Below are 15,972 nucleotides of genomic sequence, written 5' to 3' on the forward strand. Positions count from 1 at the left end.
AGCGAGCTAAACTAGGAAACTATTGTCAAAGGATGCCAATATGACTCAGGTTATTAAGGACAACTACACAAAGAGCGGCACTCCAATCATCAATAAGATCGAGAAATTTGGAGACAAAATTCCCCACCCATTCTATATGTTCATCTTTCTCTGTTTGGCGATTATGGCTCTGTCATGGATTGTCGCTAAGTTTGGAGGAAGCGTAATCCACCCTCTCACTCAAGACGAGGTCGCAGTCAAAAACCTATTGAGTGGAGATGGATTGGTATACATGCTCAATTCCGCGATAGGCAACTTCATCGCATTTAAGCCATTAGGTTTGGTGCTATCGATGATGCTTGCGGTGGGTTTGGTACAGGAAGTGGGATTGGCTGATTCAGCAATCAAACAATCTCTGTTAAACGCTCCGAAAAAGTTTGTCACGGCATCCATTTTCATCACCGGTATTATCGGCAACTTAGCGTCAGATGCGGCATTCATTTTGGTGCCGCCGCTCGCAGGGATAATTTTCTCGGCAACGAACCGCAACCCTGTTGTGGGCATTGCTGCGGGGTTTGTTGCTGTCGCGGCTGGGTTCACCGCAAACGTATTTATTGCAGGTACAGATGTTCTGCTTTCCGGAATATCTACTGAAGCGGCGAGCATTATTGCGCCGACTGAAGTCAGCCCTGCTGCAAACTGGTACTTCATGCTGATCAGTGTGCCGCTCTTGGTGATTACCGGAACCATTATCACCGACAAATACATAGAACCTAAGTTCGACAAACAAATCTCAGAATCGAACCAAAACACCGAAGAGTCTGAGAAGTATCAGGTGAGTGAAGAACAAAGATCAGCGTTGAAGTGGTCTGGCATTGCGTCCGTGCTGTTCATTGGCGTGTGTATTGCACTCATCGCACCTGAAAGCTCGCCTCTGCGTAACGAAGATGGAGGGTTAGTGCCTTCTCCATTCTTGTCTGGAATCATTCCAATCATCATGGCGTTCTTTATTCTTAACGCTATCGTCTATGGGATTAAAGCCAAAGTGATCACCAAACCAAGTGACGTTCCCGAGCTAATGGCACGTTCGCTCAATGGTATTGGGGGTTACATTGTATTAGTGTTTGTTATCGCACAGTTTATCGCTTGGTTTAACTGGTCGAACTTAGCGGTTTACGTGGCGGTGAATGGTGCTGAAACGCTGTCTCATATTCAAATGCCAAAGCTGTTGATGCTTGCGACGTTTATGCTATTAGCAGGGGTAATGAACCTTATCGTCTTTAGCGGTTCTGCTCAGTGGGCCATCATGGCGCCAGTGTTTATTCCGCTGTTTATGTTGCTGGACATCTCTCCAGAATACACACAAATGGCCTACCGTATTGCGGATTCGACCACCAACATCATTTCGCCGACAAACCCTTATATTCCAATGGTTTTGGCCTTAATCGCCAAATACAACTCGAACGTTAAGTTTGGCACTTTCTTAGCCATGATGATTCCTTACGCCGCTATCTTATTCACGGTATGGGGCGGAATGTTCTTGCTCTTTACGTTAACGGGTTTGCCTGTGGGGCCAATTTAATTCGCTAGCGAAACAACTTTCTTCTTCAACCCTGAAATGAACTCATCGGTAATCTGCCGATGAGTTTCTTTTTTGGTAATGATGCCAATCGAGCGGTATTGAACCGGCCTGACAATCGGGATGAATTTAAGTTGCTCATTGGCATGCAGCTGCGCGATGGTGGAAGAGAGAATCGACGAGCCTAACCCGCTTTCAATCATTCCAAGCAGCGTTGAAGTATGAGACACGCACACTTCCGGATCATACGCTAAGCCTGCATTCATAAAAGCTTGGTCCGCCAGAATTCGTAGGCTGTTCCCCGGGCTAATACCGATCGACGCATACATATGAGCCTGCTGCCAACTCACCTCTTTTAACTTGGTAAGCGGATGCCCTGCCTTACATGCAAAACATAGGTGGTCCCTAAACAGAGGCTCGAAATTCAACTGTGGATTGTTAGGTGGCGTGCCTAGGCCAATGTCTGCTCGTCCATCTAAAACAGAGCTGTTGATGTCGTCTACCCTCTCCTCAATCAAGCGGAAAGAGAACAACGGGTTCTGTTCTTTTAAGCTATGAATAGTTTGCGGGACCAAAGAAGCACACATTGAATAAAGCGATGAAATCACTAGCGTCTCGTGCTTCCCTTGCATGCGCGCTTTGTTGTCTTGTTCCCATTTGTCTAATCGATTCACGATCATGCTGGCTTCAAGATAAAACGAAGCCCCTGCTTCGGTTAATACCACTTGTCGGTTTCTTTGCTCCACCAGCTCGCAAGAAACTTGAGTCGATAGCTTTCTGACCATCTGGCTTAATGCCGATTGGGTAACATGGACTTTTTCAGCAGCCAACGTATAACTTTGCGTATCCGCCAGCGCGACAAACGCTTTCAATTGACGATAGGTAATGTTCATCCTGAACCACACATTCCATTTGTTGATTTTTCTGGATGGTAAAGCCCCACCCTTTGGATTTGTCACGCTATCGTAAAATATTGATAAACTGCGATATCTATCAATAGGCGATATTTTTATTTACATTCACTGAAATTATCAGAACAAAATAACAAATAATTCGTTATGAATAATCTTCAGACATGCACTATCCTAGTTCTAGAATAAGTAGAACCGTGCAACTAGCTAATACCAGCGATTCGTACCACTGGTATGCAACTAGGAGGTGGTTTATGGGTATAAGAGATAGCATTGAAGCATTGGAGCAACAGATATACATCGCATGCTCTGAAGGCGACTACGATACTGTCAATATGCTTGAAAATCAGCTTGAGATGCTAAGGGATCGGGCTGAACACCCGTTTGACGACGACCCAAACGCGCCAGACATCGGTATTCAGTTTGATCAGAAGTGGTAGTATCCAATTCGTTTAATTTAAACGAACGCCAGAAACAAAAAAGCGCCGAACTTCGGCGCTTTTTCTTATCAATAAATCACGATTACTTAGTGATTTTAGGCTGAACAAACTTCTTGCTGACATCGACAACCGCGACATCGTTGAAGAAGCTACGGCCCATTAGAAGTGGGTACGTAAGATGCGTGCGATCAGCCAGTGTGAACTCTGTTTTTTCTTTCAGATCACCCACTTGAACCCAAGCGATAATCACAGGGCGTTTGTCCGATTCGTCGCTGTTCGCTTGCTTAATCTTCACCCAGCGTTGAACTGGTAGAGCGATTTCTTTGCTCTGCTTGCCGTCGTGATCAATCTTGAACTTAACCCAATCTTTTCCATCACGCTCAAACGGAACGATTTCTGTCGCACTGATTGAAGATGTTGTCGCACCGGTATCGATACGCGCTTTGAAGCTTTGTTTTAAACCCGGAATGAAAACCCACTCTTCCTCACCCAGAATCAGTTTGCCGTCTTCAGTTTTGGTCGGCTGAGGCTTTGGTTTTGGCTTCGGCTCAGGTTTAGGCTCTGGCTTAACTTCCGGCTTCTCTTCTGGTTTGACTTCAGGCTTAGTTTCCGGTGTTTCTACCTGTGGTTCTTCAATCTGTGGCTTGTCTTGAGGCTCTGTTGGCGCTTGCCCAGTTGTCGAACAGGCTACCAAACCACCACTTAACATTAACGGAAGCAATACTTTCCATGGTTTATTCATATAATCACCCAGTCAAACTTATTATTTTGCTACTTTTACGATGGCTTCTGCAACGTAAGGAATGTGCTGTTCAGACAGGCCAGCGATGTTGATTCGGCCATCGCCAACGCCATAAATTCCATATTCTTCACGTAGTTGCGCCATTTGTTCTTGTGTAAAGCCTAGCACAGTAAACATGCCTTTGTGACTTTCGATAAAGTCGAACTGTGACGTTTTGTGCGTATTTCTCAAATCGTTACACAATGTTTGACGCAGGTTAAGCAAACGCTGCTGCATTTCGCTCAATTCTTGTTTCCAAACGCGCGTTAGCTCTTGGTCTTGCAGAATGGTTTTCACCAAAGCCGCACCGTGATCAGGTGGCATAGTATAAGTAGCGCGAGCAAGGGTAAGCAGCTTACCTTTCGCGTTAGCCACATCTTGTACGTTTTTACCCACTACAATCGCTGCGCCAGTACGCTCACGGTACAAACCAAAGTTCTTTGAACATGACGTAGTAATCAGCATTTCTTCAACGTTATCAGCCATAAACTTCAGGCCTTTCGCGTCTTCTTCTAGCCCATCACCAAAGCCTTGGTAAGCAATGTCGACAAACGGTGTGAAACCATTCTTCTGAGCCAGTTTCGTGATTTCTTGCCATGCGGCGAAATCGATGTCTGCCCCTGTTGGGTTATGACAACAGCCGTGAAGCAATACCACATCGTTAGGGCCTGCTAGTGACAGTTCTTCTAGCATTCTTGCGGTATCGACCTGTTTTGTCGCTGGGCTAAAGTAAGTGTACTTTTTCACTTTTAGGCCAGCCGCTTCCATCACAGGCTGGTGGTTAACGTAGCTTGGGTTTGAAATCCAAACCGTGGTATCTGGTTGTGCGACTTTCATTAAATCGCCCAGCATGCGCAGTGCTCCACTCGCACCTGGTGTTTGTATAGCGGCAACACGGTCGGTTGCTGAAGTGCCATCGAGAAGCAAATCAACCATGCCTTGGTTGAATTCTTCACAGCCAGCAAGGCCTACATACGCCTTTGTTTTTTGCGTTTCAACGACAACATCTTGCGCCATTTGAACCGCTTTCATAACCGGCGTTTGGCCTTGGCTATCTTTGTATACGCCAATCCCTAAATCGACTTTGTTTTCGCGAGAATCGTTACGGTAAGCAACAGAAAGAGAAAGAATAGGATCCAGTGTTGGTGTTGGTAAGTGTGAGAACATGAAAGTCACAACCCTTTGAAATTCAAGTAATGGCGTTCAAGTTAACACTAGATGTGAAAAAATCGAAGATAAATTTGGTAATCGATGGTCAAAATTAGAATTGAGTAAAGTGATGAATGGTTTGGGGGTGGTGCGTTGAACAAATAGCACTCGATATTGAGTCATGGCGCCATGCCGAATGAAAGCATAAGCAATCGACGCTATAGTCTCATGTTAGCCGCTCATTTCCAAAGGTTACTGCTTACTCAACAGGAACTTACGCAAATCTCTCTCTACACGCATAACAAACAGAATAAACACTTTGTCACCATCTTGTTTATAGAAAATACGACATGGATTAGCGACAATTTCACGATAACTTAGATGTTCTAGCTCGGGTGGAATACGACCTGACTCAGGGAAAGTTTGTAGGCGTTCGACTTTGGAGAAGATCGTTTGCACTAACTGCTTTGCAGCTACGATATTTTCAAGTGCGATGTATTCAGCGATATCGTTGAGGTCAGATAACGCTGGTTCAGTCCAGATTATTTTAGCCATTTTGACATTTTGTCCTTGGCTTCATCATGGCTTATCATTTTACCGTCAGCTAGCGCACGCTCACCTCGTGCAATACCCTCAAGAATAGCTAAACGATTTTGCATAAACTCGTAGTCATCAACATCAACGAGATAAGCGGATGGCTTACCATGCTCAGTAATTAACACTGGCTCTTTGGTGTCGTGGAGATCGGCGAGGATCTTAGTTGCTTGACGTTTGAGTGATGTAACTAGTTCTACTTTCATGAGAGCTGCTCCAAAGGAATACTAAAGTGATACTATTCTATCACTTTGAGCATATCAAGCTCCATGACGGCTAACGCCTTGCTAAGAATTGCTAGTTTAACCTTCACACAAATCGCACGATTTAATTAAATTGAACATTTCGCACAAACGATTATATTCTTACTAGCAACTCAAGTTTGGACCTTTAACATGCATACATTAACAGCAAATGACGCTAAACGTAATTTTGGCGAACTACTTCTTAGTGCTCAACGAGAGCCTGTAAAAATTAGCAAAAACAACAAAGATGCTGTCGTTGTTATGTCTATTCAGGACTACGAAGAACTTGAAGCCATGAAAGCTGATTACATTAAACATTGCTTTGAGGTAGCAAACGAAGACCTAGCACAAGGTAATGCCGTTGATGGCGACACATTCTTGAAGAGTCTGTAACTTAGAGTATGCAAACGAACAAATATAAGCTAAGCAAATTAGCACAAAGCCATTTACGCAAAATTAAAAGCTACACCGTTACGAACTTTTCTGAACTCCAATGGAATAGCTATAGAGACAACCTACTAACTGCTTTTCAAATGCTCGCTGACAATCCAGCAGTTGGAAGAAACTGTGATGAGTTGTACCTTGGTGGCTTCTACTTCCCTGTTGGTAAGCACACTGCCTACTTTACCAAAGAAGACGGCTTTATTCTGATCGTTGCTGTCTTGGTCAATCGCAACTGCCTCAGAATCATTTGAAATAATATTCACACCCTAACAATCACAGTTAGGGTGCGTAGATTATGCGTAACGGAAAGAACCCGTTTGATTAATCAAGTTCGAGGCCTTATTGCCGAATACGGTATTGTTCTTCCCAAAGGGAAACCCTCGTTCAGACAAACTATTCCCCAAGTGCTAGAGGACGCCGAAAATCAGCTATCGCCCATATTGCGAGAACTTCTGTCACGCCAGTACGAACGCTATCTATATATCGATGAACAAATCCAGTGGTTTGAAGACAAGCTCAACCAAACCATCAAACAATTCGATAATGCCAAGCGATTGATGTCTATTCCTGGCTTTGGGCCACTCACTAGCCAAGCTGTTGCGGTATGGCTTGGTTCAGGGCAACAGTTTAAAACGGGCAGAGATGCATCCGCTGCGATGGGGCTTGTTCCAAGGCAAGATACAACGGGTGGCAATGTGATGCTTCTCGGTATTACGAAACGCGGTAATACTTACATTCGGTCCTTACTTGTGCATGGAGCGAGGGCCGCCTTGAGACGAGCCAAGTTTAAATCCGACAAACTCAGTAAATGGATGCTTGATTTACAAGAACGACGAGGACCCAACCGCGCTGCGGTCGCACTCGCGAACAAACTCATGCGGATAGCATGGGCCGTCACAACAAAAAACGAAGAGTACCAACCAACATAAAACAGCAAACACCACCCTTTGCAAAGTACGTAGTGAGATGAATAACAGGAGAAATACTACACGTTGAAAACCTTCTGCTCACTCTGGCTTTTAAAGTCGATAAGGTGATTAGGACTTCGTGTTCGACTTCCTCATCTTGGCCAAGGCAATAACCGTTAAAACAGGCCGTATATATGGAAGTTAACCTGCGCTTTTAATCACGCTACTGACTTGCAAAACAGGGGGAGACCATATATGTGAGCAACGTCATACTGAAGCTCCCGCATACCACTTAAAACACAAAACGCAACGCATAGCAAAAATGCCAAGCGTTGCGAATCACTCTTAAATGCTTTGTTAAGTGAATTCAGAGCCCTTTTAAGAATGCCCACAATATGCCGAAACCAGTAACCAGCCCAGCAACTAAAGCAGTAAACAAAACTTGGAAAAAATCATTTGATGCATAAAACTCGTCCCAGCCTCTCCTCAGAGTTTTCTTTTCTGATATCAAAACTGACGAAGCTAGCTCGATTTTTTTAGTTAAATCAGACAATCGGCTTTCAAGGTGAAAGTCTTTGGAATATTGCTTTATTGTTCTTTGGGCAGTATAGCTTTTCACTATATCTTCAGGTTTTTCAACCAAACTCTTGAGTGCTGATAGGAACACATTATTTGAATCTAAATGACCATCTTTAATAGATTGTTCTATGACAAGCATTAGCTCCAGTAAGTTACAACAGCTAGAATATTTTTGCAGTGCATCCTTGGTCAATTTAGGCTTATTAGGAATAAATTGAATAACACCTTGCTTATCGATCAATGTAATTATGGGACCACTAGTCTGATGCCCACTATTCCTAGCCAAAACATCGTCAATAATTCGTTGAGTTGGTTCAATATGACCCGTTAAAGCTTCAACTAGCTCCATATTTGAAAACTGATTATCATCAAGACTTTGAATGCTAAAACACCTTATAGTAGGAATAGAAGTTAGAGGCGAGTATGACTGTTGATTCCCTGAAACAATGAGACCAGCGATAGCAAGCACTAAGCTCTCAATTTCTGGGTAGCTGCTTAATCGAGACTTTTGTAGAAGAGAAATATCTCCAAAAGATATCCTCTGCTTGAAAACCACATCTAAGACTATATATTTTTCAAAATAATAATGGATATTTACATTTAATGTTCCATTAGCTGTTTCGTAAGGCATTCTTTTGCCTTTCAAGCCTAAAGCGCGTGCAACTTTATTTATTTCATTATCAAAAACAATAGTCGGTCTTAATATTTCAGGGCTTATTGGAAACTTATCCATTCCGCCGCCAATTTTTCGCAAAAATGACTTACCCGTTTGGCGTTGAAATAGTTGATGTTCATGAAGATAATTTGGAGACAGATGGCTCAGCGGTAGCAGTATCTTCCAAGATTGATTCACCGTGTAATTCATGAGGATACTCCAGAGATTTAGGCGGTGGCCGAGAGATTCGAACTCCCCAGATTACAAAAGTAATCTTGCGCCCAACTGCGCCACCACCAAATCAACACGGCGTACCTTATCGCATTTTCGTTAAATATGCAACAGGTGGTCATCGATTCACTTAACGCCGCATTAAGGTGTGAGCAACGCTACCACGAAACCTAACATTACCATTGTAAACACAAAACCCAACGAAGGAATGAAAAATGCCAAGCGTTGGGAATCACTCTTAAATGCTTTGTTAGCTAGCTTTTTGATACCTACGCACCAAAAATACTATTATGAATATGGCTACCCATGAGAATGCTATATGAGTATCGGTGACCCATGTACCTGGTTGCCTGCCGAACTCCACAAGGCAAGAGGACTCCCAAACCATACCAATAAACGGACTACAATAAAAAATAGCCTCCAAAATCGTTGCAACAAATGGTAATGCAACCAATGCAAACACCATCGAATATACAACCTGCTTTTCTTTTGTGTCAGCAGCATGCCACGAGTAAGTTTTAAGAAACACCATCAGCGTTAAACTAATAATAGCGCTGATAACGCCATATGAGCCACTACCCATAAAAACTGAAACAGTACCGGCAATTGCTGCGCCAGAAAGAGCAGGAACATCTGTATTTTGAGACATTTCAAGGTTCTAGATATTAAAACGTAATTATCTCACTTAGAGCTGCGAAGTAAATGAGAAATAGCAGGCAAGCTAACGCCGCATTAAGGTGTGAGCAGCGCTACCACGAAACTTAACCATACCACCGTAAACACAAAACCCAACGATGGAATGAAAAATGCCAAGCGTTGGGAATCACTCTTAAATGCCTTGTTAGCTTACGAGCTAGGAGGCACTCTGATCGTTTTTATGGTTAAAACCATTGCTTCCGCTGCTTCTTGTAACTTGCTCCTTTTAGCTACGTAATTAGGTTCATCATCGGTTGATGCTTTTAGTTCAGTAAACATTAAATGTTTAGTTGTTTCATAGGTTTCAGGAAACAACTCTCTATTAGCTTCCAAAAATGCCATACCAGAAAGCACGATCCCTCTAAACTCACCACCAGACACAAAATTGAAATCATCAGGATCCGGCCAACTTGTGTACAACATTTCGGCTTGGTAGCGAGCAGCCTTTAATTTCTGGTTTTCTATATCGAGTGACCTACTCTCTGCCCAAAGAACTCCTGAAACAATTGAAGTAACTAAGGCAACAGATAACAATGCATACGTTAAGGGTTTTTCTTTATGCTGATAGAGCTGAAATGCCAACCCGACGATGCTTGCCAATGACGCTACCGATGTGATTATTGCCCAGACCAAAATGTCTCCTTTTTCATAATTGTTAATTTGATACTTAGTAAGCTAACGCCGCATTAAGGTGTGAGCAACGCTTGGCTATACTTGAGCGAAGCAAAAATGCCAAGCGTTGCGAATCATTCTTAAATGCTTTGTTATGCCTGTGCCAACTTAAATTCCGGACTATTTAAAAATGCTGTAGCACCTTGAACAAAATCAGTAATACCAAACAATAAGTCCTCATTATTTTCTGAACGACGAGCTAACTCCTGAAGAATCATGCCATTTCGTTGAGCTTCCATTCTACTAGGATCTATATGGTCAAAATCAGGGAATACACTTCCATAAGTCACGACATCTTCAATTAAACCACGCCATTTAATAGCAAATTCATCTTGATTGTCACGATTACATGCATACGAAAACGCAGCTGCTACAGCGTCTGCGAGTTGAACTCCTGCGTAATCTAATGAGTCAACAAGGATGATTGGTTCAGTAAGGTTGAAGGTTATAGGGAAGCTTTGATCACCAAATGTCGAATAAACTCTGTCTTCTCTACCAACCATAGCATCTAGAACCTCATGATCTGACTCTAGAGGTTTAGATTTGTCACAATATGCCGTTAGAGTGTCGTAGGTCTGCCCCCAATCTGCCAGCAAGGTATGTAAGCTAGTATTGGTTAGATCCAAACTCCATTTACCAGCCCCCTCACCGATATAACCATCGAGTTCTTTTTCCACATTTGCTTTGTTGTTCACAGCAAATGTAAGTATGTACTCCATGGTTTGTGTAAGCCTGTCACCAGTGTGCCCCCCAAACAGCAATTTCAAGTTAGTGAAATCACCGCTCCGCATTAGCTCTTCAAATTCTTCGAACAGGTCTTCTGCTGCAGTTTGGTTACTAACAAGTTCAATGTAGAGCATAGTGCTAACAAACTTGTGAAAATCTAGTTGATAGAAAACTGAGTTTATACGAGCAAGGGAAGGCTCAAAGATATACTCAAAAAACTTTCCTGCTAATGCATATTTTTTATCTGATACTGATACTTTCATTTTTCCATGCAATGCAGTAAGTATCTCGTCAATTGCACGACGTCCTTTAACTTTCTTTACAAGCTTTCCACCTTTTATCTCACCATTTTGAATTTTATACTTTTTAATTATGTGCTCTACTAGCGACTTTGCTTCTTCGTCTTCTGTGATTACAGATGCATAACAAAAAACAGGTTGCTGAGCATCTAACAGTTTATTCCCCGTGAAACCTGATTCGTCGAAATAAACATTTGCATGATTTTTCAATTTACCTCCTAAGGCATAACGCCGCATTAAGGTGTGAGCGACGTTTGGCTATACTTGAGCGAAGCGAAAATGCCAAACGTTGCGAATCACTCTTAAATGCTTTGTTAACCCTCATCTATCATTGTATGTGCAGCACTACCTACAAGAAAAAACACCAATGAGGCTAAGCCAAACAGGCTAAGTTGCATTCTAACCAAGAACTCTGACACACCACCGTCAATAAGTATCAACGCTAAAACAATCAAGCTAGGCACTAACCCAAGAACTAGGATAAACGATAGTAATACCACGACCCTTTGCCACTGAGCATTTTTATGAATAACAGAGCCCGAAACAAGTTTTACAATCACCTGACCAAACAAAATTGATGCGGCAAAACTCCAATCGGCTGCTTGAAAGAATGTTGAAAAGTCAGACTTATAAATTTTAATAATACCGATAACTAAAAACGGCAAGAAAATAAACAAATACTCTGAAAGCAGAATTAACCACGCATTTTGATTGGACTTACTAGCTGTCATATTTTAACTCTTGCTGTACGTTAAGTACGTCAACTTTCTTGTGAACGAGTATGATTTCATACTTTGTGTCGATCAAATTATCACTTTTATCAAAGTAAGCCGTTGTAACGAGATCACACAATAAACCATCACCAGGGGCAACGATCTCTTGACGGGAATGAAACTTATCCAGCCATTCTTGGTGTGTTATTCGGGCAGAAATAGTCGACTTTTTACGTAAAAAGTCCCACATAGATTTGCCGATAAAATCAGCTTTCTTAATAACCAAAGTTTCTGTTGTAGTGTTCTTTTCTACCTTTTCAATCAAGATAGCTTCGACATCTTCTTTGGTTAAATGGAACTTTTTATTAATTTTCTTAATTTTGCCTTGAGAGTCTAAGTAAACCTGATCGACACTGTTCAAGCCAGATGTTGACTGGGAAAGTTCAGTATAACCTTTCAATAGCCTATGGCGATCTAGTGAAAAGACATTTGGGAATTCTTCAACATCGAATTCTTCAGCAGCTGTCGCGATTTCATCTTCAAGTTTTGCCAATACATCTAAGGATTCAATCGTATTTTTATCTGAGATAAACGATATAACTAAGTCCGTACAGTACGTCAGAAAGCTTGTTAAACGACCTTTTTGATCTTCCGTAACATCGCCTTCAATTTCTGGGCATAGCCAAGATTTAATCGAGCCTTCGTTAATGTCGGATAGGAGAAAGTTTGATTTGGTTTCGGCAGAAACAGAGCTAAGCAAGCAAGAGTGAAACTCTTCAACCGATGATATAAGGTGACTCATCGAGTTAAACACTCGTTGAGGGTTTCGGGAGTTTCTTTCAAAATCAATCTTGATGCAAAGTTCGTTTTCTTTTCTCTGTACTTCTGACATCTGCTTACTCTTCAATAACATACAGATATGTATAATATCCCATTTAACAATAGGTAATTAGTTGAGTATTTATACAGTGCTCAGTGAGGGTTAACGCCCTGCTAAGTGGCTAGCAACGCATTTCACGACACTTAAACTAACCGCCGTAAACACTTTACCAAAGTAGAACCAAAATTGCCGAGCGTTGATAGTCCGTCTTAAGCAGTTTGTTAGTTGCGTTTCAAATGCGGACGAAGGTAGTTTTCCAATTCTTCTACAGCTAAGCTTATAGAGTCAGTAATCTCATCACTGTCACCGAGAGCGGGTTTCCATACACGATTTCTCATTTGTGTAGCTAAGTCAGGATTACAAGTAAAGTTTTCATGCTCGTGCATTTCATTATCAACCACCGCCTGCATTCCAACGCGCAATAATCTAGCATTTTTCCTTAAATTTTGTACAAGTTGTTTTATTTCCGTTCCCCATAGCGCTTCGGCTTCTAAGCCTTGAGCTTCTAGTTCCTGAACTGCCTCGACAACTGGCTTCCACCGATTTGAAAACACATATGACCATGATTTTGCTTGGTATTCAGACTCTTTGTTCGTTGGGTCATAATCTGAAGGAAACTCATGAGCTAAAGTCATAGGAGACCGTGAATATTCCATTTCATCTCGAAATTTATATACGGCACGAATTAGCTGCCTAGAAACCTCAAAATCAGCTTTTCCTGTTAGCTCTCTTGCCCAACTTTTTAAGCCATAGACTGCTAATGACAAAGTTCCAATTGCACATAGGGCCAATACAATATCTTTTACCAAAGTTACTATTTCGTTAATACTCAATCTAACTCTCCAAAGCAACTAACGCCTTGCTAACGGGCGATAACGCTATACCACCCAACTTAAAATTTGTGCCCTAAACACCGAGGCTGATTTGCATGAAAGTGGCCAAGCGTTAGGAGTCCCTGTTAAGCGATTTGTTAGCAATATTGCCTCAGTTTACCGTGGTATTGTTTAAGGCGTAATTCCATACTTTATAGAAGTAGAAGATGTAGCCAATACCAAGCGTAATAAGTGAAATAATTGCCCACAGAATCACATGCCCCAAATCACCAAATAGGTCTATGTTGCAACTTAGCCTCCGTTCGACACCATACTCGTCAATAACTGAGGCTCTGTTGATAATGAACTTACAAAATGAATAGGGGAAAAAGAACAAAGCGATCCCAAAAGTTACAATTGAAAGAACAAGCCAGATCAGTAGATGCCCAAGAATATCTAACACCGTTATATCTGCTTTTAGTTTCATGTGTTTTTTTCCTTATTTGTATTGCTAACGCCCAATTAAGGTGTGAGCCACGCTACCACGACACTATAATTGAAAACCGTAAACACTAAACTAAACCCAAACCAAAAATGCCAAGCGTGGGGAATCACTCTTAAATTGTTTGTTAAGTGTTGATTCTCATAACCCAAACTTTTTGTTTTGACTTTAGTTTCATTTCATTTTTGAACATAGCTCTCAGTAACCCTAGTCTACGATGCCCCTCAATTAGTTGATTATCAGTCATGAACTCATTTAAGTGAGCGCCTTTAGGGTGAAGAATTGCTGATGCCCCTCTAGCCACAATAATAGGTTGCGGAAATTTGCCATGTTGTAGCATGTAATTTGATAAAAAATCTCGATCATTTACCTGCCTAATGTAACGATTGCCAACGTCTTCATAATGTTCAATCTCTCTTGGCAGATGCGTAATGCCCAGACACTCTTTGACTGAGAAATTCTTTCTTTGAAATGACCACTTATGTGGTCTTAATTCAGACCACATTTCTAAAAATGTTTCGTTATGCCTATATACCCATTGTTCAACAATATTTTTAGGGATATTTCTTAGATTTTTTGGCCAACGAGAGTAATACGACTTAAATGATTCTAAGGTGAAGTCATTTATATGCTGAACTACAGGCACCTCTATTTTTACAAATTGATGAGCTTGGTTTTTTCTTTGTTTTCTAGCTAGTTTACGTTTTAGCCTACGAGCTGATTTAACTTTGTTCTTATTTTTATTACTCATAATTACCTCGAAACTCAAACAGACACTTAACGCCGCGTTAAGTGGTGAACAACGCGACCACCCAACCTAACCCTTTGTGCCGTATACACTAAAGCTGATTTAAACCGAAACTGCCAAGCGTTGTGAATCCGTCTTAAACGCTTTGTTAACTGGCTTTGTTTATATTTCTATACTATCCAGTTTTTTATTTAGTATTTTCATCGCTAACTGTTTAGAGATGTCGAACACAGCAGACAAGCCTTCGTTCTTAAATTTGTCTTGAATAACTTCTAGTACTTTAGGCTCGTTTAGAGACTGTAAAAACTCAACACCGATAGTCGTCAAACGAATTGGCTTGCCATTGATCATGAAGTGCATTGGATTTTGAGGACTAGGGATTAATCCGCTTTCTTTAAGATCATAAATTGAGCTTGTATTGGTAGATATAAAGCCATTTTCAACAATCAAGTGCCAATGAAATACAAACTTCTTAGAATAATTCTCATCAACGTTCAGGTGTTTCTTAAACAAGTCTCCTGATTGAACATAAGGTGACTGTCCCCGTTTTATTTCTTCCAACACTTCTTTGATATAGCCGTAATCAATATCCAAAATGATCTCCTTTATGCTCACCAAGCCAGTTAACAGTTATTAGACAGAAAAATTCTGCATTTAAATACAGAATAATTCTGTCTAATATCTCCACTTCGTTTATCGTACTCCGTTTTAACCCATCTTTACAGTGACTTATGCGACCTTGCTTTCAGTGTGCCTCACAAAATATAGAATTTTTCTGTATAACATGACGAGCCCTACTTTTGGGCGATAAGTGGACGTTTAACCAGTGGTTAGCGGGCTAGTTTTAGAGTGTTTTAATTACAATTAATAGCTTTTAGAAAGCTAGGAACTGCTCGCCACAGGTTGGTGAGCGCGTGATGAGTATTGGCGTTTAGCTTAGTGTAAAGGTATGGATAATTTGGTTGTCGCTACCACGCCATTTTAAGCTTGGGTCGGCTCTTTCTTGGATGAATTTGCCGTCGATTAGAGTATCAACGTAGCTAAGCAGTTCGCGCTGTGCGCCGTCTAGTTCTGCCAATGTGTAACCTGTCCACATCCAAATGTCTTTGCCTGGGCACTCTTCTTTTACTCGCTTAGCAAGCTTGAGCACATCGGCAACATTGGCTGGATGCATTGGGTCGCCGCCAGACAGCGACAACCCTCTACGTTTGATACGTGTGTCGTTAAGATCCGCAATGATGTGGTCTTCCAGTTCTTGAGTGAACAAGTGACCAGAATCCAAACGCTGCGTCGATTGGTTGTAACAGCCTCGGCATTGGTGCACGCAGCCAGACACAAACAGTGTGCAGCGCGTTCCTGGGCCGTTAACCACATCAACAGGATGGTACTGGTGGTAGTTCATCTTAAACCTTACTTACAATCACAACCA

Annotated in this window: 20 protein-coding genes and 1 pseudogene; 5 read left to right on the forward strand and 16 right to left on the reverse strand. The window is 41.7% G+C overall.

The window, feature by feature from the left end; translation table 11 throughout:
* Nucleotides 1–40: 40 nt before the first annotated feature.
* Entirely contained in the window at nucleotides 41–1,561 is a 1,521-nt protein-coding gene (locus ACXABW_RS17410) for an AbgT family transporter (protein ID WP_457526533.1), read from the forward strand.
* Here the strand turns inward: ACXABW_RS17410 and ACXABW_RS17415 are convergent.
* Complete coding sequence (locus tag ACXABW_RS17415; protein ID WP_457526535.1) at nucleotides 1,558–2,451, reverse strand: LysR family transcriptional regulator; 894 nt, start codon at nucleotides 2,449–2,451, stop codon at nucleotides 1,558–1,560. The two genes, ACXABW_RS17410 and ACXABW_RS17415, sit on opposite strands and share 4 nt — an antisense overlap.
* A 272-nt stretch (nucleotides 2,452–2,723) precedes the next feature.
* Here ACXABW_RS17415 and ACXABW_RS17420 point away from each other — a divergent pair, with 272 nt between their 5' ends.
* Nucleotides 2,724–2,909, forward strand: coding sequence for a hypothetical protein (locus tag ACXABW_RS17420; protein WP_252031010.1), 186 nt, complete (start codon nucleotides 2,724–2,726; stop codon nucleotides 2,907–2,909).
* Between the two features lie 82 nt (nucleotides 2,910–2,991).
* Here ACXABW_RS17420 and ACXABW_RS17425 read toward each other — a convergent pair whose 3' ends face one another.
* From ACXABW_RS17425 to ACXABW_RS17440, 4 genes are all read right to left on the reverse strand, one after another.
* Nucleotides 2,992–3,651, reverse strand: a complete 660-nt coding sequence (locus tag ACXABW_RS17425; RefSeq protein WP_265686353.1) for an ATP-dependent zinc protease family protein — start codon at nucleotides 3,649–3,651, stop codon at nucleotides 2,992–2,994.
* Between the two features lie 21 nt (nucleotides 3,652–3,672).
* On the reverse strand, nucleotides 3,673–4,857 hold the full coding sequence (locus ACXABW_RS17430) for an amino acid aminotransferase (RefSeq protein WP_457526537.1): 1,185 nt from the start codon (nucleotides 4,855–4,857) through the stop codon (nucleotides 3,673–3,675).
* A gap of 234 nt (nucleotides 4,858–5,091) precedes the next feature.
* Nucleotides 5,092–5,394: a type II toxin-antitoxin system RelE/ParE family toxin gene (locus ACXABW_RS17435; RefSeq protein ID WP_457526539.1), complete on the reverse strand. Its 303-nt coding sequence runs from the start codon at nucleotides 5,392–5,394 to the stop codon at nucleotides 5,092–5,094.
* Nucleotides 5,382–5,639 carry a type II toxin-antitoxin system Phd/YefM family antitoxin gene (locus ACXABW_RS17440; protein ID WP_457526541.1) on the reverse strand — a complete coding sequence of 86 codons (258 nt, stop codon included), beginning with the start codon at nucleotides 5,637–5,639 and terminating at the stop codon, nucleotides 5,382–5,384. The genes ACXABW_RS17435 and ACXABW_RS17440 overlap by 13 nt, the downstream gene beginning before the upstream one ends.
* Nucleotides 5,640–5,828: 189 nt before the next feature.
* Here ACXABW_RS17440 and ACXABW_RS17445 point away from each other — a divergent pair, with 189 nt between their 5' ends.
* The 3 genes and pseudogenes from ACXABW_RS17445 (at nucleotide 5,829) to ACXABW_RS17455 (ending at nucleotide 7,051) form a co-directional block, all read left to right on the forward strand.
* Nucleotides 5,829–6,071, forward strand: coding sequence for a type II toxin-antitoxin system Phd/YefM family antitoxin (locus ACXABW_RS17445; protein ID WP_457526543.1), 243 nt, complete (start codon nucleotides 5,829–5,831; stop codon nucleotides 6,069–6,071).
* Between the two features lie 8 nt (nucleotides 6,072–6,079).
* A pseudogene (locus tag ACXABW_RS17450) lies at nucleotides 6,080–6,378 on the forward strand (type II toxin-antitoxin system RelE/ParE family toxin).
* 1 nt (nucleotide 6,379) lies between these two features.
* A complete protein-coding gene (locus ACXABW_RS17455) occupies nucleotides 6,380–7,051 on the forward strand; it encodes an IS110 family RNA-guided transposase (protein ID WP_457527214.1) in 672 nt (223 codons plus the stop codon).
* Nucleotides 7,052–7,397: 346 nt separating this feature from the next.
* Here the strand turns inward: ACXABW_RS17455 and ACXABW_RS17460 are convergent, their stop codons facing one another.
* From ACXABW_RS17460 to nrdG, 11 genes are all read right to left on the reverse strand, one after another.
* A complete protein-coding gene (locus tag ACXABW_RS17460; RefSeq protein WP_457526545.1) occupies nucleotides 7,398–8,474 on the reverse strand; it encodes a hypothetical protein in 1,077 nt (358 codons plus the stop codon).
* Between the two features lie 271 nt (nucleotides 8,475–8,745).
* Nucleotides 8,746–9,144, reverse strand: a complete 399-nt coding sequence (locus ACXABW_RS17465; protein ID WP_457526547.1) for a hypothetical protein — start codon at nucleotides 9,142–9,144, stop codon at nucleotides 8,746–8,748.
* Between the two features lie 197 nt (nucleotides 9,145–9,341).
* Nucleotides 9,342–9,791: a hypothetical protein gene (locus ACXABW_RS17470; protein WP_457526549.1), complete on the reverse strand. Its 450-nt coding sequence runs from the start codon at nucleotides 9,789–9,791 to the stop codon at nucleotides 9,342–9,344.
* A 164-nt stretch (nucleotides 9,792–9,955) separates the two neighbouring features.
* A complete protein-coding gene (locus tag ACXABW_RS17475; protein WP_457526550.1) occupies nucleotides 9,956–11,098 on the reverse strand; it encodes a DUF3800 domain-containing protein in 1,143 nt (380 codons plus the stop codon).
* A gap of 104 nt (nucleotides 11,099–11,202) precedes the next feature.
* Complete coding sequence (locus ACXABW_RS17480) at nucleotides 11,203–11,619, reverse strand: hypothetical protein (protein WP_193272083.1); 417 nt, start codon at nucleotides 11,617–11,619, stop codon at nucleotides 11,203–11,205.
* The gene (locus ACXABW_RS17485) at nucleotides 11,609–12,493 is read right to left on the reverse strand and encodes a hypothetical protein (protein ID WP_193272084.1); all 885 of its coding nucleotides are present in this window, start codon (nucleotides 12,491–12,493) and stop codon (nucleotides 11,609–11,611) included. Before ACXABW_RS17485 ends, ACXABW_RS17480 begins: the two co-directional genes overlap by 11 nt.
* Nucleotides 12,494–12,702: 209 nt before the next feature.
* Entirely contained in the window at nucleotides 12,703–13,314 is a 612-nt protein-coding gene (locus ACXABW_RS17490) for a hypothetical protein (protein ID WP_457526552.1), read from the reverse strand.
* Nucleotides 13,315–13,465: 151 nt separating this feature from the next.
* Entirely contained in the window at nucleotides 13,466–13,780 is a 315-nt protein-coding gene (locus ACXABW_RS17495; protein ID WP_457526554.1) for a DUF6693 family protein, read from the reverse strand.
* A 142-nt stretch (nucleotides 13,781–13,922) separates the two neighbouring features.
* Nucleotides 13,923–14,546 carry a hypothetical protein gene (locus ACXABW_RS17500; protein ID WP_457526556.1) on the reverse strand — a complete coding sequence of 208 codons (624 nt, stop codon included), beginning with the start codon at nucleotides 14,544–14,546 and terminating at the stop codon, nucleotides 13,923–13,925.
* A 159-nt stretch (nucleotides 14,547–14,705) separates the two neighbouring features.
* Nucleotides 14,706–15,137 carry a hypothetical protein gene (locus ACXABW_RS17505; protein WP_334423463.1) on the reverse strand — a complete coding sequence of 144 codons (432 nt, stop codon included), beginning with the start codon at nucleotides 15,135–15,137 and terminating at the stop codon, nucleotides 14,706–14,708.
* Between the two features lie 337 nt (nucleotides 15,138–15,474).
* Nucleotides 15,475–15,945 (reverse strand): anaerobic ribonucleoside-triphosphate reductase-activating protein, encoded by a 471-nt coding sequence (gene nrdG / locus ACXABW_RS17510; RefSeq protein WP_457526557.1) that lies wholly within the window; start codon nucleotides 15,943–15,945, stop codon nucleotides 15,475–15,477.
* Nucleotides 15,946–15,972 lie beyond the last annotated feature (27 nt).

This window comes from Vibrio paucivorans (genome assembly GCF_054053395.1).